Annotated in this window: 19 protein-coding genes; 8 read left to right on the top strand and 11 right to left on the bottom strand. The window is 53.0% G+C overall.

Going from position 1 to position 20,592, the window contains the following annotated elements:
• Nucleotides 1-13 precede the first annotated feature (13 nt).
• The 3 genes from ACAN56_RS26870 (at nucleotide 14) to ACAN56_RS26860 (ending at nucleotide 4,235) form a co-directional block, all read left to right on the top strand.
• Entirely contained in the window at nucleotides 14-1,108 is a 1,095-nt protein-coding gene (locus ACAN56_RS26870) for a YheC/YheD family endospore coat-associated protein (protein ID WP_379146630.1), read from the top strand.
• Between the two features lie 89 nt (nucleotides 1,109-1,197).
• Nucleotides 1,198-1,989: an archaetidylserine decarboxylase gene (asd, locus tag ACAN56_RS26865; RefSeq protein WP_341119091.1), complete on the top strand. Its 792-nt coding sequence runs from the start codon at nucleotides 1,198-1,200 to the stop codon at nucleotides 1,987-1,989.
• A gap of 191 nt (nucleotides 1,990-2,180) precedes the next feature.
• Nucleotides 2,181-4,235 carry a methyl-accepting chemotaxis protein gene (locus tag ACAN56_RS26860; protein WP_379146626.1) on the top strand — a complete coding sequence of 685 codons (2,055 nt, stop codon included), beginning with the start codon at nucleotides 2,181-2,183 and terminating at the stop codon, nucleotides 4,233-4,235.
• A gap of 106 nt (nucleotides 4,236-4,341) precedes the next feature.
• Here ACAN56_RS26860 and gpmA read toward each other — a convergent pair whose 3' ends face one another.
• From gpmA to pdxR, 3 genes are all read right to left on the bottom strand, one after another.
• On the bottom strand, nucleotides 4,342-5,091 hold the full coding sequence (gene gpmA, locus ACAN56_RS26855) for a 2,3-diphosphoglycerate-dependent phosphoglycerate mutase (RefSeq protein WP_038596044.1): 750 nt from the start codon (nucleotides 5,089-5,091) through the stop codon (nucleotides 4,342-4,344).
• A gap of 534 nt (nucleotides 5,092-5,625) precedes the next feature.
• On the bottom strand, nucleotides 5,626-6,411 hold the full coding sequence (locus ACAN56_RS26850; protein ID WP_038596047.1) for a helix-turn-helix domain-containing protein: 786 nt from the start codon (nucleotides 6,409-6,411) through the stop codon (nucleotides 5,626-5,628).
• A gap of 123 nt (nucleotides 6,412-6,534) precedes the next feature.
• The gene (pdxR, locus tag ACAN56_RS26845) at nucleotides 6,535-8,094 is read right to left on the bottom strand and encodes a MocR-like pyridoxine biosynthesis transcription factor PdxR (RefSeq protein WP_379146622.1); all 1,560 of its coding nucleotides are present in this window, start codon (nucleotides 8,092-8,094) and stop codon (nucleotides 6,535-6,537) included.
• A gap of 138 nt (nucleotides 8,095-8,232) precedes the next feature.
• Between pdxR and ACAN56_RS26840 the strand changes: the two genes are divergently transcribed.
• The 3 genes from ACAN56_RS26840 (at nucleotide 8,233) to ACAN56_RS26830 (ending at nucleotide 10,582) form a co-directional block, all read left to right on the top strand.
• Nucleotides 8,233-8,847, top strand: coding sequence for a pyridoxamine 5'-phosphate oxidase family protein (locus ACAN56_RS26840; protein ID WP_076112497.1), 615 nt, complete (start codon nucleotides 8,233-8,235; stop codon nucleotides 8,845-8,847).
• Nucleotides 8,848-9,016: 169 nt separating this feature from the next.
• Nucleotides 9,017-10,318: an aminotransferase class I/II-fold pyridoxal phosphate-dependent enzyme gene (locus tag ACAN56_RS26835; protein WP_038600645.1), complete on the top strand. Its 1,302-nt coding sequence runs from the start codon at nucleotides 9,017-9,019 to the stop codon at nucleotides 10,316-10,318.
• 153 nt (nucleotides 10,319-10,471) lie between these two features.
• Nucleotides 10,472-10,582 (top strand): YjcZ family sporulation protein, encoded by a 111-nt coding sequence (locus ACAN56_RS26830; protein WP_218642534.1) that lies wholly within the window; start codon nucleotides 10,472-10,474, stop codon nucleotides 10,580-10,582.
• A gap of 279 nt (nucleotides 10,583-10,861) precedes the next feature.
• Here the strand turns inward: ACAN56_RS26830 and ACAN56_RS26825 are convergent, their stop codons facing one another.
• The 5 genes from ACAN56_RS26825 to ACAN56_RS26805 form a co-directional block, all read right to left on the bottom strand.
• Nucleotides 10,862-12,079: an ABC transporter permease gene (locus ACAN56_RS26825; RefSeq protein WP_038596052.1), complete on the bottom strand. Its 1,218-nt coding sequence runs from the start codon at nucleotides 12,077-12,079 to the stop codon at nucleotides 10,862-10,864.
• A gap of 1 nt (nucleotide 12,080) precedes the next feature.
• Entirely contained in the window at nucleotides 12,081-12,827 is a 747-nt protein-coding gene (locus ACAN56_RS26820; RefSeq protein WP_038596054.1) for an ABC transporter ATP-binding protein, read from the bottom strand.
• Entirely contained in the window at nucleotides 12,824-14,311 is a 1,488-nt protein-coding gene (locus ACAN56_RS26815) for a DEAD/DEAH box helicase (RefSeq protein ID WP_038596055.1), read from the bottom strand. The genes ACAN56_RS26820 and ACAN56_RS26815 overlap by 4 nt, the downstream gene beginning before the upstream one ends.
• Nucleotides 14,312-14,483: 172 nt before the next feature.
• Nucleotides 14,484-15,260, bottom strand: a complete 777-nt coding sequence (locus ACAN56_RS26810; protein ID WP_052092286.1) for an SDR family NAD(P)-dependent oxidoreductase — start codon at nucleotides 15,258-15,260, stop codon at nucleotides 14,484-14,486.
• A 27-nt stretch (nucleotides 15,261-15,287) separates the two neighbouring features.
• Nucleotides 15,288-15,743, bottom strand: a complete 456-nt coding sequence (locus ACAN56_RS26805) for a chemotaxis protein CheX (RefSeq protein WP_038596060.1) — start codon at nucleotides 15,741-15,743, stop codon at nucleotides 15,288-15,290.
• A 400-nt stretch (nucleotides 15,744-16,143) separates the two neighbouring features.
• Here ACAN56_RS26805 and ACAN56_RS26800 point away from each other — a divergent pair, with 400 nt between their 5' ends.
• Together ACAN56_RS26800 and ACAN56_RS26795 are read left to right on the top strand one after the other, a co-directional pair.
• Nucleotides 16,144-17,046 carry a LysR family transcriptional regulator gene (locus ACAN56_RS26800; RefSeq protein WP_038596062.1) on the top strand — a complete coding sequence of 301 codons (903 nt, stop codon included), beginning with the start codon at nucleotides 16,144-16,146 and terminating at the stop codon, nucleotides 17,044-17,046.
• A gap of 97 nt (nucleotides 17,047-17,143) precedes the next feature.
• A complete protein-coding gene (locus tag ACAN56_RS26795) occupies nucleotides 17,144-17,956 on the top strand; it encodes a histidinol-phosphatase (RefSeq protein ID WP_379146618.1) in 813 nt (270 codons plus the stop codon).
• A gap of 97 nt (nucleotides 17,957-18,053) precedes the next feature.
• Here the strand turns inward: ACAN56_RS26795 and ACAN56_RS26790 are convergent, their stop codons facing one another.
• From ACAN56_RS26790 to ACAN56_RS26780, 3 genes are all read right to left on the bottom strand, one after another.
• Complete coding sequence (locus ACAN56_RS26790) at nucleotides 18,054-18,794, bottom strand: NADPH-dependent oxidoreductase (RefSeq protein ID WP_379146682.1); 741 nt, start codon at nucleotides 18,792-18,794, stop codon at nucleotides 18,054-18,056.
• 231 nt (nucleotides 18,795-19,025) lie between these two features.
• Entirely contained in the window at nucleotides 19,026-19,568 is a 543-nt protein-coding gene (locus ACAN56_RS26785; RefSeq protein ID WP_379146616.1) for a GNAT family N-acetyltransferase, read from the bottom strand.
• A 53-nt stretch (nucleotides 19,569-19,621) separates the two neighbouring features.
• Nucleotides 19,622-20,557 (bottom strand): metallophosphoesterase, encoded by a 936-nt coding sequence (locus tag ACAN56_RS26780; protein ID WP_038596068.1) that lies wholly within the window; start codon nucleotides 20,555-20,557, stop codon nucleotides 19,622-19,624.
• Between the last annotated feature and the right edge of the window lie 35 nt (nucleotides 20,558-20,592).

The following is a 20,592-nucleotide window of genomic DNA, read 5'->3' as shown; positions in this document are numbered from 1 at the left end:
GGGAGGAACGAACATGGGGCAAAAGCTCGTGGGAATACTGCTAAATGCCGCTATGCACCGGGGCGTTCCCCGGTTAAAAACGGGACAGGAGTCGCTGGAGAGCTATGAGGAGGCGGCTGCCGCATACGGATTGACCCCCTGCTTTTTGAAGCTGTCCGACATTGATACGGAATCCGGATACAGCATCGCTTATATCAAGGGGGTCCAGGGATATCGCAGAGCCGTAATCCCCACACCGGGTGTAATCCATAACCGGGCAATTTACAGCCAGGACAGCAGCGGAATCGAGCGGCTGCTCCGGCAGGGCCTTTTGATATACAACACATGCAACCGTTACGGGAAAGAACAGATTCACGGGCTGCTGGAACAAAACGAAGGCCTGCAGAGCTATCTGCCGGTTACAACAGCGGGGCTCCCGGGTCTGAAGGAGATGATGGACCTGTACCCCGACCTCATCCTCAAACCGTGCCGCGGCAGTATTGGCAAAGGGGTCATGCGTCTTACTCACTACAACGGACGGAGCTGGACCTGGAGTTATCTGCCTTCACGTTCTAGCCGATCGGTAAGCACCTTCGTGGATCAGGATGCTTTGCCAAGGATGCTTCGGGCGCGTCTCGCCGCTGAATCCTATCTGGTACAGGAACGTATCCCGCTGGCTGAAATCGGCGGACGCCCCTTCGATCTCCGGGTCACGGTGCAACGCGGCTGGGGAGGAACTTGGCAGGTGACCGGCATGTTTGCGAAGCTGGCCGCTCCTGGCGGGTTTGTATCCAATATCGCACGGGGAGGCGAAGCGCTCAGCGCCTCATATGTGCTGGATCAGGCCTTCCCGGGGGAAGCTGCAGCATACCTTCGAATGACAGTGCAGACTCTCAGCCTCGCCATCGCACGCGAGCTGGAGCACAGTCTTCCCGGGCTTGCCGACATCGGGCTGGATATCGGCATCACCCGGAACAGACGGATTTACTTCATTGAATGCAATGGCCGTGACCAGCGTTATGGTTTCCTCAAGGCAGGACTCAGAGGAACCTGGAAAGAAAGCTACCGCAGGCCAATGGCTTACGCCCGGTTCCTGCTCGAAGACGCCTCCCGGTATAACTCTTATTGATTTGTCTCCTATTCTATGTCAATATAATTCAGAGCGGATAAGGCCCCGGGTATGGGGCCTTGTTGCTGCATGATGGAAGGGAGATGTTCATGGTTAAACAATTGCTGCGGCTGATGACGGAACTGTCCTCGCACAGATGGCTTTCCCGGTTGATGGGGGCTTTTTCCCATAGCAGACTCAGCCGTTTTTTGATCCCGGTATTTATTAAGTCCTATCATATTCCCGCTGCTGAAGCGGAGAAGCAGTCCCGACAATATCGTACGCTTAACGAGTTTTTCAGCCGGCGGTTGAAACCGGGGATGCGCCCTGTCGCAAGCGGGGACAATGCCGTAGCCAGTCCGGTGGATGCGATGATTACCGCCATGGGTGAGATTCATTCCGGAACAATTATGAATGTAAAAGGACAGGATTATGAGCTGGAAGAACTGCTTAACCACTCTCCGCACCTGGAGCTGTACAAGAAAGGCTTTTTCTTCGTGCTCTATCTGAGCCCTACGGATTATCACCGGATTCACGCGCCTCTCACCGGGCGTAAAGTCGAGAGTGATCATATCCGCGGCCGGGCTTATCCTGTCAATGAATTCGGCATGAGACATATGAAGGGTGTGCTGAGCCGCAACGAACGTCTTATTACTTATATCGCGGGAGCGAATGGGGAAGCAGCGGTTGTAAAGGTAGGCGCAATGAATGTCAGCAGCATCCGCTACACCGATGAACAGGCCATGGAATGGCAAATCGGCGATGATCTGGCTTATTTTGAATTCGGCTCAACCGTAGTACTGCTGCTGGAGAGCGGCACCTTTACCCCAAGGGCCGGGCTGACAAGCGAGACCAAGGTCAAGATGGGGGAACTGCTGGGAACCTTGCAGCGTCATCTTTAACATTTCAGCCTAACCTAACAACGAACATATAAGGGTACTCCGCAAGCCTTGAACAGGGCCGGAGTATCCTTTTTCATAGAGCTGATATTTATTGCAAATTTTAATCATTTGGTTGATGTTTCCTCTTGAATCTCAACATGATCCCTCCGATATACATGTAGGACCATACATACATCAGGGGGAACTTTTACATGAACAAATCGAAAGACCGGCTTGGCAAATTCACTAACTTATCTTTAAGGATCAAGCTTCCCGGGCTGATTACCCTGCTCGTAATCGCCAGTGTGCTGGCTATATCCGTTTCAGTGTACAGCTTGGGCTCGGAACTGCTGCTCAAAAAAAGCAAAGACGAGATTACCGCCAACGCCGACCGGATCGGAGAAGGCTTATGGACTGCCGTGCAGCTGCAGAAGGAGGCTTCCTATCTGATTTCATCGCAGGAACTGTTCCGCGCGCTGTTGAATCTGCGGGAGGAGGGAACGTTGTCCGAAACTGAGTTCTTTTCCGGGAAGAACCCTTATTACAGTGCCTCCAATGAGAAGCTTGCCACAATCCTGAAGAATACAAGGGGCAGCCAATCCATGGTCGTCCTTGATGCCAAAGGAATCATTGTTGCCGGAAGCAATAAAGAGACCGTCGGCGAATCACGCTCAGACAGGGAATATTTCCAGAAATCCATAAAAGGCGAAGCTTTTATCAGCGATGCCACAGTATCCCAAAGCACAGGGCAGTTGATTATAGCTTTTTCTCGGCCGATTAAAGATTTAAGCGGCAAGGTGATCGGCGTGTATTCATCCAACATGAGCTCCGAGTTTTTTATAGATAAATTAGGAAAAATCCAAATTAACGGCCAGGGCCAGATTGAAATTCTGAGCCGGAGCGGAATCGTGCTGTACAATTCGAAGGATGAGAAAAGAATCGGATTAAAACCCGAAGGTACCGAAGCTCTGCTTAACCTGCAGGCGAAAGACGATATCCTCACAGGAGAAAGTGATCTCGGAACAGAATATCTCCGGTACAACAAGATTCCAGATGCCGACTGGATAGTATCGGTCATTGATTCTTACGAGGATATCAAAATGCCGATTATGTCCATGCTTAAGCAGATTGTTGCCATTTCCATACTGGCCGTGCTGCTTGTCACTGCGATAGGTCTGATAGTATCCAGATCGATCACACGGCCGATTGTGCAGCTGAGCAAATTGTTCAGACAACTGGCCTCAGGCGACCTGCAGGTTACTGCCACGGGAAAATATAATAGTGAATTCAAGGAGCTTGCCGACAGCTTTAATACGATGGCTCAGCAGAACAAATTGCTGATTACGAATATGAACACCTCCATTTCCGTGCTTAATTCAAGCACCAAGGATCTGGACGAGTCCTCCAAGCAGACAGCCAAATCGATCGGCGAGACAACGGTAACCACTGCAGAAATTGCCACAGCCATAGAGTCGCAGGCGCATGATACCGAGACGATTGTGGATAAATTCCTCAGCTTCGGCGAGAAATTCGTCTCCATGAATGCAAAAGCCCAATCCGTCAAAGAGCGGGCCGATGAAATTATTGAAGTCTTCCACAGCAGCAATCAGGTTGTAGAAGAGCTGTCCAATATCAGCGAGCAAAACGATGAGGAAGTGCAGAAAATCTCTGCGATTACCCTGAAGCTGCAGGAAAGCTCGAGCAGTATCGGCCAGATCACGGGAGCGATCAGCAATATCGCCAAGCAGACAAATCTGCTTGCACTGAACGCCTCTATCGAAGCGGCAAGGGCCGGGGAATATGGACGGGGATTTGCCGTAGTTGCCACTGAAATCCGCAAGCTGGCTGAACAGAGCTCCATCCAGTCCAGTGAAATCAACGGGATCATCGGGCAGAATCTGGCTTTCGTACAGGAAAATCATCAGAGCGTGCAGCAGATTAAGGATATTTCCACGCAGCAGGACGAATATGTAGGCAGAACCCGGCAGGCCTTCCATGCCATTCACCAGAATATTACGGACATCACCGGACAGATTAAGAGCATGGCTGATGACATTGCCCTTATGCAGCACGACAAGGACGAAATGCTGGAATCCACGCAGAATCTGTCTGCATCGGGTGAGCAGGTTTCGGCTTCGGTTGAAGAGGTCACAGCAACAATGCATGAGCAATCTTCCATGGTTCACCGTTTAGCCGATATGGTCGAAACAATTGACGGTTTAACCAAAAGCCTGGCGGAGGCTGCCTCCAAATTCAAATTGGAATAGCAGTACATCTTCACCGGAAAGCAGCAAAAGCAGCAGGTCTCTGTTACAGAGACCTGCTGCTTTTGGGTTTCATGAATGATTTCGTTTAGACAACGCCCGAATATCGCTACTCCGTTACCTTGCTCTGGTTAGCCACCTCACGGGCTTTGGCCTGCACCTCTTCGGGCACGCCGAGATAGAAGCGGCTGATCGGCTTCACATCGTCATCCAGCTTATAGACCAGCGGAACACCGGTCGGAACATTAAGGTCGAGCAGCGCTGTCTCGTCAATGTCCTCCATAAATTTGATCAGCGCCCGCAGGGTGTTGCCATGTGCCGAGATCAGCACCCGCTCTTTCTTCCGGATCAGCGGCACAATCCGCTTGCCCCAGAAATCGCCGACGCGGTGAACGGTATCCTCCAGGCTCTCGCCGCGCGGGATATCCCCGGAGCGCACCTCCTTGTAGCGGATATCGTTTCTGGCATAACGCGGGTCATCCGGCTCCAGCAGCGGCGGACGGACCGACAGGCTGCGCCGCCAGATATGAAGCTGCTCTTCACCATATTTCACCGCAGTCTCACTCTTGCTCAGCCCCTGCAGCGCACCATAATGGCGCTCATTCAGCTTCCAGGATTTCTGTACGGGAATCCACAGCAGATCCATTTCTTCCAGCACATAATTAAGTGTCTTGATCGAACGTTTCAGCACAGAAGCGAAGGCCAGATCGAACGTGTAGCCTGCTTCTTTTAACAGCTTCCCGGCCGCTTTGGCCTCTTCTATTCCCTTTTCCGTCAGATCGGGATCACTCCAGCCTGTGAATAAATTCTGACGGTTGTACTCGCTCTCCCCATGCCGTATCAATACGATTTCATACATGTTCTTTCTCCTTCCTTCAGCCATTGGTTTGGTCATTTTTTTTGCTGCTCAGTATATGAATTCAGCTGCTCACCGATGCTTTCTCAGGGTTGGGCTGAACAATTGTACGCTCATACAAAAACCTCTTTATCCTTATGCCCCTGCATAGATAGAAGAATACACCCCAGTACTGCAAGACAGTCCCCTGTATCTTCTATTCAGAAAGAATCCGCTGTACCCTTTTCTTCTACATGCCAGTCTATGAACCATGAACCATTCAAAAAACCGGACGCCGCAAGGCCCCGGTTCTCCGCTTGTATTTGATACTGCCCTTGTTGTCAGAACCAACAGTCTGTAGCTGCCATGTTATTCTGCTTCAAGCGTCTCCAGCGGTTTCGAAAAACCCCGGCGCCTCCACTTTTACATTCACTATTGCATATTCTGCGTCCTCTAAACATCAGTTATGTTCTCCCTTCCAAGCTGCTATGTAAATCCTCGCATACTAAGTTGCAACGTATTTACCCTTGCAGCAAAAAGCTGAAACAAAAGGAAGAATCAGCGGATTTCAGACGGACTTTTCCCCGTATGCTGCTTGAACTGGCGGCTGAAAAAGAAAATATCGCGATAGCCCAGTGCATCGGCCACCTCGGTGACATTCATCCCGGCATATAGCAGCAGGTGCTGGGCCCGCTCAATCCGGGCACGGATGACATAGGACTGGACCGAGGAACCTGTAATCTCTTTGAATTTGATCGAAAAATACCGTGGCGACAGCCCCGCCCGGGCTGCCAGATCCTCTACCCGGTGCGCCGCTCCGGGATGCTGGCTGACGTAGTTGGCCACCTCGTGGATGACCTCAGCCAGCTGATTGCTGACATGCCGCTCTACCGGCATCACCCGGTCCTCGCGCAGCAGATGAATCATCAGCTGCTTCAAGATCAGCCGCCCCTCCTCTTCTGCAGCGTAGGTCTTCACCAGGAACAGGCGGACATAACGGGCGAGCAGATGCTCGAATTCCACTGTTTCGGTCAATTCACGGTAAGGCTGGGGAATATCCGTGACCTCTTCGGTTACGTCAAAATGAATGTATGTAAGCACTAGCGGCTTTTGCGGATTATGGGTCGCATACGTAAAGTCGCCCGGACGGAACAGGAAGCAGCTTCCCTTTCCTACCTTGAAAGGCACTCCGCTGCGCACAACCGTACCTTCTCCGCTCCAGACATAGAACAGATCATAATTTTGCAGCGGCTTCTCTCTTTTTTGCCACTTCCAGCCCGGTTCGCAGACAATTTTCGCCAGGGCAGGCAGGATCACAAAAGAGGACGGCGATGCATGCAGCATAATATTTCCTCCTAAATTTGTTGTGAGCGTTACCTCACTGAATTAGCTTCGACAAAAAAAATCTTCGAAAGCATATGCTTAAGTTTTGTAAGCATACATTTTCCTTACTCTTATAATACCTTGTCACGTGTATTTTTGCACATCCTTCCAGGCCAGAAGCAGGCGGTTCACCCCTTCTTCCAGTGCCTCAGCATCAAGATGGGAAAAAGAAAAGCAAGCGGCCGGACCACCCGGGCCTATCCGGTACAGTGCTGCGTCGCGGAAGTCTGTGCCTCGCTGCAAAGCCGCTTCCCGGAAGGCGGAATACTCCTGTTCCGGGCGCAGCCACCGGGCATAAATATGCAGGCCGGAATCGCCGGGCAACGGCTGAAAGAGCATTCCAAGCCGCTCATTCAGAAGCGCACGGAAAATGCGGGCACGCTCCCCGTATATGCGCGTCATCCGCCGCAGATGGCGGCTGTATCCGCCAGTGCTCATGAACCGGGCCAACGCCCGCTGCTCAAGCTGTGCGCCTGGAAGCGGCTCATAAAGCGCCTTGGCCGCTGTCACAGGACCCACCAGCGAAGGGGGCAGCACGGCGAACCCGAGCCGCAGCCCGGAGAACATGCTGTTGGAGAAGGAGCCGATATACACCACCCGGTCCTCCCGGTCGAGCGCTTTCAACGGTTCAATCGGCCGGCCGCCCCAGCGGAACTCGCTGTCATAATCATCCTCGACAATGACTGCCTCCTGCCGCCGGGCCCATTCCAGTAAGCTGCGCCGCCGGTCGAGCGGCAGTACCGCTCCCGTGGGGAATTGGCGGCTTGGCGTCACAAACAGCAGCCGTGCTGCCCAATCCTCGGGCACAAGCCCGCTCTCGTCAACCCGTCCCGGCAGCAGCTTGCCGCCGCCAATCTCCACTGCCCGGCGGATGCCATGAAATCCGGGATCTTCCACAACGGCAGGTTCGCCCGGTTCCAGCAGCAGCTGCACCAGAAGGACAATGCCCTGCATCGAGCCGCTGAACAGCACGATCTGCTCCGCGTCGGCTCTGATTCCCCGGGTAATCCGCAAATGGGCAGCTATTGCCCGCCGCAGGCTCTCCTCCCCTTGCGGCGGACAATAGCCCTCCAGCATCCCGCCTCCCTTGCCTCCGGCATAATTCAGTGCGCTCCGCCACTCGCCGTAAGGAAAATGTTCAATCCGCATGCCACTGCTGCGAAAGCTGATGGCATCTTCACCCGCCTGCCCGTAGATGGAAACCTGGCGCTCCATCAGGCGCTCTCCCCAAGAGGACAGCGGGATCGCTCCAGGTTCAAGGAATTCCCGATCAGGCGTGCGAATTTCCTCACCTGCCGGATTGAGTCCAGCGCCGACCCTTGGCAGGTCAACCACCTGATGATCGGTTGAATCCTCCCTGTATACCGGCTCTCCCCCGGCAGCAGGAAAAAAGCTGTCATCTGAAACAAAGGTGCCCCGGCCCTTCTCAGTCTTGATGTAACCGTCAGCCAGCAGCATGTCATATACCTGTGATGCTGAACCGCGCGACACAAGATACAGCCCGGCAAGCCGTCTTGTTGACGGCAGCCTTGTCCCCCCGGGAAGTATCCCCTCCAGGATCGCTGCCCGGAACGCATGATATAACGCTAGATATTTATAACGGTGGATGGCCAGGTACTGGTCATATGGCAGTGTGAAATTCATCTCCCCACCCTTTCCTCAAAAGTGGACTATTAAAATAACTCTAAACCGGTCCTTTTTCATTGTCAATTTATCAACTATTCTAAGTAAACAATTACTCAAGGTGAGTACTCCGCCACTATGATGAAAAGGACGTGTATTATGCGCAGAAAAGAATTTAAGATAGAGCAGGAAGAAGAAGTGGCTCAATTTTTGCAAGGAATGAGCTTTGGTTTTCTCGGTACAAGCGATGAACAGGGACAGCCGCGGGTCACTCCGCTGAATTTCGTCTATATGGAGGGCTGCTTCTATTTCCACGGCAGTCATGCCGGAGGCAAAATGGAGAGCATCCGCCAGCAGGCGCGGGTCTGCTTTACCGTTGCCGACGAATACGCGCTAATCCCCTCTTATTTCAGTGATCCCCATCTCGCTTGCCCTGCCACGGCCTATTTTAAAAGCGTAACTGCTTATGGAGTGGCCGAACTTGTGGAGGCGTCCGCCGAGAAGGCTGCTGTATTGTCCCGGTTTATGAACAAGCTGCAGCCCGAGGGCGGCTTTGATCCTATTGATGCCGAAGATCCGAAATACCGCTCGCGGCTGAAGGGTGTTGCGGTCGTACGAATTGTTCCGGATGAGCTGACAGCCAAATTTAAGTTCGGCCAGAATCTGAAAGAAGAGGAACGGTCCGGCATCACCAGGGGTCTGGAGGAGAGAAACGGAGAACGCGATGCCGAAACGATAGAAATGATGAAAAAATACTGCCCCCACCATAGCTGACTTAAGTAGAGCACCGAAACGAATTACAGCTTGGCTAACGCCGCTGAAAATATTCTAAAAGTATTTATAAAATGGCTGCTTTCATCAGTGACGGCTGGGAATCACGGTGATATAATGTTAGGCAATGTTAACGTATATATCCCAGAAGAATACCGGAAGGATGAAACTGATGAATCCACTGGCTGGACAATTAAACGAAAGCATCAAGGCAGGCAATGAACATGTGTACGATATGCTCTCCGATCTTGGCAAGGCGATCTATTTCCCTAAAGAGGGCATCCTGAGCCAATCTGCAGAAGCAACAGCTCACGCCAAGAAATACAATGCAACCATCGGTATTGCTACCGAGAATGGCATGCCTATGCACCTTGGTGTCATTCAGGATAAGCTCTCCGCTTACAGTCCCAAAGACTTGTACGGCTATGCTCCTCCTGCAGGCAAACCAGAGCTGCGCACTGTATGGCGGGAAAAAATGCTCCGTGAAAATCCATCGCTCGAAGGCAAATCCTTCGGCAACCCTATCGTTACCAATGCCCTGACGCACGGGCTCAGCATAGTTGCCGATCTGTTCGCAGAACAAGGCGATGCCATCATCTATCCGGACAAGAACTGGGAGAATTACGAGCTGACCTTCGGCATCCGCCGGCTCAGCGAAATCGTCAACTATCCGCTTTTCACTGAAGATATGAAATTTAATAGTGAAGGACTGCTGGAAGCGCTGCTCGCCCAGAAGGGACGCGGCAAAGCCATTGTCCTGCTCAACTTCCCTAATAACCCTACAGGCTATACTCCCGGCCTAAAAGAAGGAGAAGCCATCGTTGCCGCGATTCTGCGCGCTGCCGAGGAAGGCATCAATGTCGTAGTCGTCAGCGATGACGCGTATTTCGGACTTTTCTTCGAGGATTCTCTCAAGGAATCGTTGTTCGGCCGTCTGGCCAATCTCCATCCGCGCGTGCTGGCCGTCAAGATTGACGGGGCCACCAAAGAGGAATTCGTCTGGGGCTTCCGCGTCGGCTTCATCACCTACGCTTCCGAGAACAAGGAGCTGCTTGCAGCACTGGAACAGAAAACGCTCGGCATTATCCGCGCCACTATTTCCAGCGGTGCACACCCGTCTCAGACGTTTGTGCTGGACGCACTGAAGGCCCCTCAGTTCGCTGAACAGAAGGAAGAAAAGTTCCAGATCATGAAAGGCCGTGCCAACAAAGTGAAGGCACTGCTCGACAGCGGGAAATACGGCGATGACGTATGGACGTATTATCCTTTCAACTCAGGCTACTTTATGTGCCTGAAGCTGCACACTGTATCAGCTGAAGACCTGCGGCTGCATCTGATCCACAATTATGGCCTGGGCACAATCGCCCTGGGCGAAACCGATCTGCGCATCGCCTTCTCCTGTATTGAAGAGGAGCAGCTTGAAGATTTGTTCGACCTGGTTTATGCGGGAATCCGCGATTTGGAAAAAGCCTGATCCCAAAACCATTGATCTCGAAATCAGCTCCGGGTACCCGGAGCTGATTTTTTTTTGACTTTCCCTGCGACATTGGCCTATACACGTTAATCTATCCGCACATACAATACGATGTACTCAAGTACAGCAAACACATTCGAAAGGGGAATGAACATGAGCGAAGAAGTAAGAGGCGGATACGGACACCCTGGATTTACAAGCACAGGTGCAATTTTGGTTCTCTTTATCCTGCTGGTTATCATCAGCCGTTCACTCTTTATCTAACCGGGAATGACTCTCCCGGGAGGGAGCCTCGGGCTCTCTCCCGTTCCCGCGTGGTAGCATTCCCTGCTCTGCTAATCACAAGTGGAAACGGCTTTGCCGTCCTCAAAAGGACGGTATCCGTTTCAGCGAGAAATAGAAGGATAATTTATAGCGTGAAACATATAAATTCTTATCTTTGCACAAAGACGCCTTGACGGGAGCATCCGCTCTTATCAAGGCGTCTTTGTGCTTGGAGCGGAATACAGGCCTGCCGGCATTCCACTCCAGTCTCACCAAAAGTTAGAAATCCTCATCCGCCGCGGCTTCTTTGCGCTTCAAGTATTCCTTGAACACGTAGGCCAATAGCGCTCCGGCAAGGAAGGTGCCGAGAACAGGCAGCGGACGTTCACCCGCTGTGGCCAGAAATGGCAGGCCGGTCAGCAAGGCCAGCAGCAAAAGGGCGCGGAAGATGAACTGGTTCGTGCTTTCACCTTTGCTGCCCTCTGGCAGAGGATACACCGACAGCCAGAACGACTCGCTATGCAGCTTGCGCAAAGCCGACAGCTGAATGCCCATGATGAACAGGAAGAACAAGTAAATGCCGCTTCCCACATAGCTGCCGCGATTCCACCAGACCAGCAGCAACGCCAGAACAGCGATCCGCATCACAATGGCGAAGACATCGCCCCGGGCAAAGCTTTTGGTCAGCAGGAAGCGGTAAGCAGCGTTACTCCGCCATGCGATACCGCTCCCCCAGCGTGACAGGTAACGCCGGGCGTATACCCGCTGCTCACGTCCCGGCACATCCACGAACCAGCCGAGAATCATCAAGGCCCTCGACCCCTGGTTCTTCTCCATGGCAATCAGACGCTCCCAGGGAACGGAATGCCGTCCGGGAACAGAACATGCAGCCAAATATGCCGCCGCCAGGATCAATATGAAGATCAGGGCCCGGAGAGACGGCTGCCACAGCCATGCCGCAATCATTAATCCGCCTACTGCCCAGCGCAGCAGGTTGTAGGCCACTGCGGCCGGGCGGGATATCATTGCGGTTTCCCGCCATAGCCCGTAGCTGGACAGCAATTTCACCAGAATCAGAATGAGAACGGTAGCGAACAGACTCCTAGGCGATTCATCCGTACGTATGTACAAGGGCCAGACGGTGATCAGTACAAACAGCAGCCGCACAATTTTCCACACATTTCCGCTTACCCAGCTACGGGCAAAATATTCCTTCATCCGGTGTCCCTGCGGAAGCAGAAATATAGTATCCGGACTCTGCAGATACGTCCGGAAGCTGCTGTGCACCGCCGCAGGCAGCAGCAGGACCAGCATAACCCAGCGGATCGGAATACCTGACGGAGTGTCCCGAAGCAGCGAAGTATACCAGGCCGAGAAGACAATCAGCAGCAGAAGCAAGAGCATCGCTACACCGCTCTTAATGACATACCCCACATAAGGCAGCATGCTTCCCATGAACCGGCTGCGCCGCTGCCGGCGCAGCTCCTTTAAATCCATATCATTTCCCTCCCTGAACCAATTCGTAGAACAGCTGCTCCAAGTTCAAGCCCTGCAGCCCTGCAGCTGCGGTCATCTCTGCAAGCGTGCCTTGGGCAATAACCTTGCCGCGGTGCAGCACAATAAAGCGGTCGCAGTAGTTCTCGATTGTGGAAAGGATATGGGAGCTCAGCAGGATCGACGCCCCCGTTTTTTTCAAATCCAGCATGAAGTCGAGCAAAGAGCGGATGCCCAGCGGATCCAGGCCAAGAAAGGGCTCATCAATGACATACAGTGCCGGACGCGCCACGAAAGCACACATAATCATCACTTTCTGCTTCATACCTTTGGATAAATGGGAGGACAATGTATCCATCTTGTCCTCCATATTAAAGAGTGCGGCCAGCTGCTCGCTGCGGGATTCATAGTCGCTGCGCTCCACGCTGTAAGCTCTGGCAGTGAATTCGACATGCTCGCGGACCGTCATTTCCTCGTAGAGCAGAGGAGATTCCGGCACAAATGACAATGCGCTGTGATACCCCTCCGGGTCAGCACTGCGGGTTTTGCCCTTTACGGTAATTTCACCTTTATGGGGCGACATCAGGCCAAGGATATGTTTCATTGTCGTGCTTTTTCCGGCTCCGTTCAAACCGATCAGTCCAACCATTTCACCGGGCTGCACCTGAAGGCCGATATCATGAAGCACCGGCTTGTTCAGGCTATACCCACCACTTAAGCCCGTAATCTCGAGTACGGGGGCTGTATTCATTGACCGTCACCTCTCGGGGTTTTGTTCTTGAGCCATTTTGGGGCTCCCTTGTTCTTGCGGTTCTTCTCACGTTCCGCACTGCTGCCGCGCGGTTTACCCGCAGGAGCTGCACCGCCGCGCCCGCCTGCAGCCGGGCCCGTACCGTGGTGCCCTTCGCGCCGCACTTCTCCGCCTGCGGCAGTTCCCGCCTGGCCTTGCCGCGGCAAGGCCGGTTTGATGGCCGCATCGGCCTGCACAGCCGATGTCCTTACAGGCGGCTTGCCGCTGCGCGGTGCGGCGCCTTCCTTGCGCGGGGTGGCACTTTCCCCGCGCCCGCGTTCGCCGCCGCCCAGCGGGCTGCGGGCTTCATCAGCCGCCATAACCTTGCCGGCGACCATTTCCTTCTCCTCAAGCGTGATATTCAGCTCTCGGGCGAATTTGCGCATAATGAACGTCTGCTGCTCCGTTACAATGGAGACCGACAGTCCGCGGCGTCCCATACGTCCCGTACGCCCTGCCCGGTGCACATAATGCTCCGAGTCAAACGCCGGATCAAAGCTCACTACCAGCGTCAGATTCTCAATATCCAGGCCCCGGGCTGCCACATCGCTCGCCACCAGGACGCGGAACTTGCCGTCACGGAACCGGGTAAGTACGTTGCTGCGTGTCACCTTGTCTGCATCCCCATAGATCGCCGCTGCCGTAAGCCCAAGATGGTTCAGCTTTGCTTCCACCTCGGCAATGTCCTCGGTAGCATTCACGAACACTATCGCCCGCTGCGGGTTGTAATGGCGGATGACCCGGCGCAGCATATCAATCTTGTTCCGTTCCTCTGCCACCACATAGTGATGCTCAAGACTCTGTGCCGTCATCACTCCAGGATCAATGCCGACCTCAGCCGGGTTCTTCATCTCCCGTGCGGCCAGCGCCTGGGTCTCCGGTCCGATGGTCGCTGACAGCATGACCAATTGGCGCGTGCGCAGCGCGCTGCTGACGATCTTCGCCACTTCACCGGCTCCGCTGAGCTGGAACATCTGGTCCGCCTCATCGATGATGATCGTGCTGACCTCATGCATTTTCAGCTTGCGGAGGCCGATCAGCTCCCGCACGCGTCCAGGGGTGCCCACTACGAGCTGGGGATGCTCGCGCAGCTTGTCAATCTGGCGTTTGATCGCCGCTCCGCCGATCAGGCCCATCGCCTTGATCCCCCGGTGGGCCCCATAGCGCTCGGCCTCACGGAGGATTTGCATCGCCAGCTCCTGGGTTGGTGCCAGCACCACCTTTTGGACTACCCGGTGCTCCGGGTTAATCCCTTGAATCAGCGGCAGCAGGTACGCCAAGGTTTTGCCGGTACCTGTCTGGGAAGCGGCCAGCACATCTCTCCCCTCCAGCAGAAGCGGGATCGTCTGCTCCTGTACCGGAGATGGATCAGTAATGCCGAATTCCGACAGCCTGGCAACAAGGTCGTCCTGGATGCCGATGGCCGCAAAAGAAGCTTTATTCATAAGTGTAATTCATCCTTTTCGCTTAAGTTAATATCTTCATTATATGCCAAAAAGGCCTCTCCACCAAATGGAAGGCCGTTTACGCAAGGATAAGCTGTCATTAGCGCAGGCTAGACCTGCAAAAATGACTGCCGCCCTGCAGAATGACGACAGACACCCGCTGATGAAACCTTTATTTTCTGTTCATAACGTTATAGGTCAGCTTATCCGCCAGCCGTGGAAACAAAGCATACAGCCGGATGCCGAAGCCCGCCAGACCGGGCAGATCTACTTCCTCTTTGCCTTTCTCCATCAGCTTGACGATCTTGGAGGACACATGCTGCGGAGTCATCATCATCCGGGCTACACTTTTCTCGTATTTGCCTGATGGATCAGCCGTTTTGAAAAAGTCGGTGGCAATCGGCCCCGGGTTCACCGCCGAAACGATAATCCCGCTCTTCCGGAGTTCCTGGCGAAGCGCATTCGTGAAACCGAGAACCGCATGTTTGGTTGCTGTATAAGCAACAGCACGGGCTGTACCAATCTTGCCGGCCATGGAGGCCACATTGACAATCTGCCCGCTTCCCCGCTGCAGCATATGCGGAACTACAGCCTTCGTACAACGTACAATGCCCATATAGTTTACATCCATCATATCATCGAATTCATGGGGTTCCATCTCGGTAAAACCGGCGAATTTGCCGTATCCGGCGTTGTTAAGCAGAATATCGATCCTGCCGTACACCGCCAGAATTTCGCCAAAGGTCCGCTCTACTTCCGCCTCATCTCTGACATCGCAGGTGTACAGTCCAAAAACGCCCGGAATACCGGCCGCCGTTTCTTTCAGTTTATCTTCCGAACGGGCCAGAAGAATAGGGACAGCCCCACGCTTGCTGAGCATTTGCGCTGTCAGCGCCCCGATCCCGCTTGAAGCCCCTGTTATGACAACAATCTTGTCTTTAAGTTGCATGAAAATCTTCAGCTCCCAATTGTCCGCCTAAGAGATCATCACTTGAATATCGAGTTCGCCGATGCCTTCCATCAAGAGCGGGATGCTCAGTGCTCTGCGCGGCAGTACGGACATGCTCTCACTCTTCATTAGCTTCGGCGGAGTAATATCCACAGTTACACCTTGGTTGGAAAGAATCGTGCTGGCATTGCCGCTGATCATGTTGCCCAGTTCCGAAATCGCGCTCTGCCCCATCTCGTCCATCTCTGTAATCACGTAACCGCCCATCATGGCCGATACCATTTTCAGTGCAACCTGCTCTGCAATCCCAAAGATAATATTTCCGCTTAATTGGCCCGTCATCCCCACTTGAATCCATATATGATTATCGATCAGTTCAATTTCCTTAATGCCCAGATTACCGGTGGATGGCGAGACTTGTATAACCTGCTCAATTACAATGCGTGCAGACTCTAAAAACGGATTAATTACTTCTGCTTTCATTAAGATGTGTCCCCCCTCTACCAGTCTTTAGTCATATACCGAAAGTCCTATTCAATAATTTATAATTATACTTCATATATCGGCATTATTCATCAAAAATTAATGGGGGTGTCGAAGGAAATCACAAGTTAGTTTGCCTGGCAACATTGCTCTGCCGGAAGGAATCTCCTATAATTTAATCAAATGCCAACAACCGGTGTAAGATATAACTGCATATCCACATTCAATCCGGCTATGGACCGAAATGAATTCCTGCATTTATTGCGGAGACCCGGGCACCTATAAAAGTCTTATTGATTAGGCACCAACCAGCTATGCCGTCCCGGGAAAATCGTCCGTTGTTCCCATTACAGGACGAAGCGGCAGCATTATTCGGTAGTCAAAAAGGGGGGGCAAGTCCATGAACATCAGCCAGCTCGAAACGCTGATTACGATCTCCAAAACGATGAGCTTCCGCAAGGCAGGTGAGTTGCTTAACCTGACCCAGCCGGCAGTTTCGGCACAAATCAAAAGTCTGGAAGAAGAGTTCAAAACTCAGCTCGTTGACCGTAACCAGCCCGTTACCTTGACGGACAGAGGCAAAGTGTTCCTTACGCATGCAGAGCAGATCGTGAGTATTGTCGAAGAGCTTAAGCAGCGCCTTGCGGATCTTGATGAGAATCCCCAAGGGCATATTATTCTCGGAACGACCACCTCCATTGCCATTCAAATCCTGCCGCGTATCCTGTCCTATTTTCAAGACCAGTTTCCGCATATCAAAACTTCGATTTCCTCGATGTCTTCATCACAAATCTATCAGCATGTCGAAAACGGCCTGGTTGATGTCGGCATCGGTTATCTGATTGGACGGAGTCCTGCCATGACCACTTCTGTGCTGTATTATGATACTTTTGAACTGGTTGTTTCACCAAGGCATCCTTTAGCCCAGGTCAAATCGGCCGGGATTGAAGCCCTGGGTAAAACACCGCTCATCCTCCTGTCGCCTGACACGGTCGGCCGCAAATTCGCCGATGAGGTGTTCGCAAAACACGGCATACAGCCGCAGGTCATCATGGAGCTGACCAGCAGCGAGGAGGTTAAGCGGATGGTCGAGCTTGATCTAGGCGCAGCCGTTATCTCCAAACAGTCAGTTACGGCAGAAGTCCGCAGCGGCACACTCAAAATCGTGCCGATTATCGAACTTGAGGTCACGCATCCCGTAGGTGTCATTACCAAGTCCGGCAAATATGTCAATTCGGCCATGAGGCAATTCTTAAGTGATCTAAAGGGCATGCCCGAAACCCAATTTATCGGCTCGGAGTAGAGCCTCGCAGAGCTTTGAATCCATCTGTCGAAGCTGATCCCAAAGTCCGATACTCATGAACTGTTTTCGTAAAATTTGGCCTAAAGGAGATATATCCATGAAATTCGACCTACACACCCACCATTTCCGCTGTGGCCATGCCGACGGAAGCATCAGGGACTATATTGAATCCGGCATCAACGCCGGTCTGGGCGTCATCGGCATATCTGATCACACTCCTTATTTCGGCAGTCCATCCGAACAGGCCTTTCCCAAAATCGCCATGGCCAAATCGGAGCTTGTCCATTACGTAGAAGAAGTGCTCTCCCTGCAGAAAGAATACGAAGGCAAAATTGATGTGCTGCTCGGTATTGAATCCGATTATTTCCCGGAACATGCCGAACTCTACCGCCAAACCCTTTCCGCTTATCCCTTTGATTACATCATTGGCTCGGTACATAGTGTCAAGGGTGTCAGCATCTTTAATAAGGGGCGCTGGAAAGGGCTTGACCGCCGGGAGAAAGCCGCGGCAAAAGCCGAATACTACCGGCTGATCTCCGAATCCGCGCGCACCGGCATGTTTCAGATTCTTGGCCATATCGATGCCATGAAAGGAAACTATCCGCAATTTTCGGAAATCTCTACGCCTGCAGAAATCGACGAATGCCTGCGCGTAATCGGCGAATGCGGCGTCGCCATCGAGATCAATACCTCCGGATGCACCAAGCTGTGCGGCGGCTGGTATCCCTCGGATGATATTCTGGCACGTGCACTGCATTACGGAGTGGAAGTCACCTTTGGCTCTGATGCGCATCTGCCGTCCCGGGTTGCTGACCAGCGGGAGGCTGTGGTGGCGCGCCTTAAAGAAATCGGGTTCACTCACTGGGTATACTACAAACGGCGCGGGAAAATTACAGTTCCGCTGCAGTGACACCCTGTGACTTTACAAAAAAATGCACCGCAGTGCTCAACGGTCGATGGACAGCATGACATCCATTACGTTAACGCTGCGGTGCATTTTGTTATTCTCAGGGTTTCTGCAGATTATCACAGTTAAACCCCTGCTTCTTCAGCGTATGCTGCGCATCTCCATACTGCGGATTAAGAGCGTAGAAATGGGCGATCGTAGCGCTCCAATCCCGCTCCGTCATTTCGAGCGCTTTTAGATACCCGCGGTACGCCTGATTGTACTCCTGTATAAATCCCTTCTGATCAGGGTTATAACGCTCCTCGTGAAAAACCGCCCCCAGCGGAAGACGCGGCTTCTTTGGCAGCTCCTCGGCAGGATACCCCACGCATAAGCCGACCACCGGGAATACATACTCCGGCAAGTCCAGCAATTCAATTACGCCTGCAGTATTGCGGCGGACTCCACCGATAGGAATGATGCCCAGCCCCAGGGATTCCGCAGCGGCAACCGCACTCTCCAAAGCGATTCCCACATCCACCGCACCGACCAGCAGCGCATCCACATCGTGCACAGCCTCAAATGGCTGCCCTTCCAGCTCGGCGGCCAGCTTGGCCCGGTAAAAATCCATGCAGAAGATCAAAAATACCGGGGCGTCGGCCACATGCTTCTGATTCCCGCTCAAGACCGATAGCTGTGCCTTTCGCTGCTGATTCTGCACAGCAATAATGCTGACCTGCTGCCCGTTCACCCAGGATGGGGCCGATTGAGCGGCCTCAATAATCATCTGCAGCTTATCCGGCTCAACAGGCTGCGGCCCGTATTTCCGGAAAGACCGGTGATTGTTTAATGTCTTCAGCACTTCATTCAAGATTACATCCTCCTAAAATCCAGATATATAATTGTACAACCATCATATACTAACAGCTGCGTGAGCTTCCAGTCCCTGACCGCTTCCGGGTCCCCTATGGATTGGCAACGGAACAAAAAAAATGGACCCGAATCATCGGGTCCCAACAGCAGTTATATTTTCAAAAGGGGGTCATGTACTTAGTTTAACCGGACACTGTTAGAGTTTGATAACGGCATTATTTCATTTGTGTGACAATGTGAATACTTTCATTACATCGCCCGAGCCATCGGCCATCGGCATGATCCGATCCAGCGTCAGACCGTTTTTGAGCATGACCCGTTCGGACCTGAAGTTATCGCCGCGGCAGCGCCCCTCCACATGGGTCAAGCGAAGCTCCCGCATGCCGTAGCCCAGCAACAATCCAATGGCCTCTGTAGCAAGGCCCTGCCCCCACCATACAGGATCGAGCATGTAGCCTAGTACGGCTTTGCCTTCAGGACGGTTCCAGCTCTGCAGGGAGGCGGTGCCGATCAGCTCCGGTGCATCTTTGCGATAGATCCCCACATGCAGCGCGCAAGGATCGTAGGGATACAGCATACGGTTCACCAGTTGATCCAGATGGGCTGGCTGTGAACCCGCTGTACTGCGATGCAAAATGTGGCGCTGCACATCCGGGTGAGAGAGCAGCATCTTGAGCCTGTCACCTTCGGCAGGCAACATCGTCCGGAGTTCCACTGCGGCTCCTTGCTGAGCCATGAATCCTGCAGTCTCGTAAGTGATCATACGCGCTCCTCTTCCCTTGCAGCTTAATTTGGGAATTTCAGTTCTATTGCTCCTTACGCCCGGCGCAGCGTAATCACAGTAAGCTCCGGCCGGCATAACAGGCGAAACGGCATATAAGTCTCGCCGAAGCCTCTGTTAACATAAACCGGCATGGCTTTATTCTCTGTATGATACAGTCCGCTTATGTATTTAACTGCCCCGTATGGGGTGTAGGCTGCACCCACAAAAGGAAGACGGATCTGTCCTCCATGGCTGTGCCCCGACAACTGCAGATCGAAGGGATAATTTTCCGCCGTGTCAGCATAATCCGGCTCATGCATCATCAGTACCGTACATGTCCCCTCTGGGATGCCTTTGAGTGCAGCTTCCGGATCGGGACGGCCATGCAGCATGTCTTCCAGGCCAGCAACCGCCATCACTGCACCGCCTTGCTTAATAAGATATGACTGATTCCTCAGCAATGTGAACCCGGCAGACTGCAGCAGCTGCGCAAGCAATTCCGTGTTCTTATAATCATGGTTGCCGAATATCGCATATTTCCCCAGGGGGGCATGAAGTTCCGCGAGCAGCGCTACGGATTCTTTCAGGTCCTCTGCGTAGCTGTCTACAATATCCCCGGTAAAGCAAATGATATCCGGCTCTGCGGCCTCAATGTGCTTAACCAGCCGGGCCAAATCATGGGCATCCTTGTTGAAGCCCAGATGCACATCACTGAAATGAACCAGCCGGGTGCCGGCAAACGCGGAAGGGAGATTCTTCAGCGGAATGTCCAGCCTCGTGATATCAAGCCAGTTGGGTTCTCCCTGCCACACATATCCGCCGCCGAGCAGCGCGGCCCCAAACATAGTAGCCGCTCCGCGGGTCAGGAACTGGCGGCGGGTAATTTTGCGGCCGCTGCCCTTCCCGGGTGGTAGCGGAGTGTTGTAACCTCCGCCGGCAACAAGAGGTGGACCTTCATTGGGAGAACCCCCGGACGCTTTTTTATTCATAGGGAGACCCTCCTTCCTTGCAGGAGCTTGAAATA

The sequence above is a fragment of the Paenibacillus paludis genome (assembly GCF_042610515.1).
GTDB lineage: Bacteria > Bacillota > Bacilli > Paenibacillales > Paenibacillaceae > Paenibacillus_AQ.
This window is presented reverse-complemented; position numbering and strand designations above follow the sequence as displayed.

Bases quoted from the DNA above. Each gene is read 5' to 3' on its own strand.
- ACAN56_RS26870 (WP_379146630.1), top strand. From the start codon at position 14: ATGGGGCAAAAGCTCGTGGGAATACTGCTAAATGCCGCTATGCACCGG.
- asd (WP_341119091.1), top strand. From the start codon at position 1,198: ATGGTTAAACAATTGCTGCGGCTGATGACGGAACTGTCCTCGCACAGA.
- ACAN56_RS26860 (WP_379146626.1), top strand. From the start codon at position 2,181: ATGAACAAATCGAAAGACCGGCTTGGCAAATTCACTAACTTATCTTTA.
- gpmA (WP_038596044.1), bottom strand. From the start codon at position 5,091: ATGTATGAAATCGTATTGATACGGCATGGGGAGAGCGAGTACAACCGT.
- ACAN56_RS26850 (WP_038596047.1), bottom strand. From the start codon at position 6,411: ATGCTGCATGCATCGCCGTCCTCTTTTGTGATCCTGCCTGCCCTGGCG.
- pdxR (WP_379146622.1), bottom strand. From the start codon at position 8,094: ATGAATTTCACACTGCCATATGACCAGTACCTGGCCATCCACCGTTAT.
- ACAN56_RS26840 (WP_076112497.1), top strand. From the start codon at position 8,233: ATGCGCAGAAAAGAATTTAAGATAGAGCAGGAAGAAGAAGTGGCTCAA.
- ACAN56_RS26835 (WP_038600645.1), top strand. From the start codon at position 9,017: ATGAATCCACTGGCTGGACAATTAAACGAAAGCATCAAGGCAGGCAAT.
- ACAN56_RS26830 (WP_218642534.1), top strand. From the start codon at position 10,472: ATGAGCGAAGAAGTAAGAGGCGGATACGGACACCCTGGATTTACAAGC.
- ACAN56_RS26825 (WP_038596052.1), bottom strand. From the start codon at position 12,079: ATGGATTTAAAGGAGCTGCGCCGGCAGCGGCGCAGCCGGTTCATGGGA.
- ACAN56_RS26820 (WP_038596054.1), bottom strand. From the start codon at position 12,827: ATGAATACAGCCCCCGTACTCGAGATTACGGGCTTAAGTGGTGGGTAT.
- ACAN56_RS26815 (WP_038596055.1), bottom strand. From the start codon at position 14,311: ATGAATAAAGCTTCTTTTGCGGCCATCGGCATCCAGGACGACCTTGTT.
- ACAN56_RS26810 (WP_052092286.1), bottom strand. From the start codon at position 15,260: ATGCAACTTAAAGACAAGATTGTTGTCATAACAGGGGCTTCAAGCGGG.
- ACAN56_RS26805 (WP_038596060.1), bottom strand. From the start codon at position 15,743: ATGAAAGCAGAAGTAATTAATCCGTTTTTAGAGTCTGCACGCATTGTA.
- ACAN56_RS26800 (WP_038596062.1), top strand. From the start codon at position 16,144: ATGAACATCAGCCAGCTCGAAACGCTGATTACGATCTCCAAAACGATG.
- ACAN56_RS26795 (WP_379146618.1), top strand. From the start codon at position 17,144: ATGAAATTCGACCTACACACCCACCATTTCCGCTGTGGCCATGCCGAC.
- ACAN56_RS26785 (WP_379146616.1), bottom strand. From the start codon at position 19,568: ATGATCACTTACGAGACTGCAGGATTCATGGCTCAGCAAGGAGCCGCA.
- ACAN56_RS26780 (WP_038596068.1), bottom strand. From the start codon at position 20,557: ATGAATAAAAAAGCGTCCGGGGGTTCTCCCAATGAAGGTCCACCTCTT.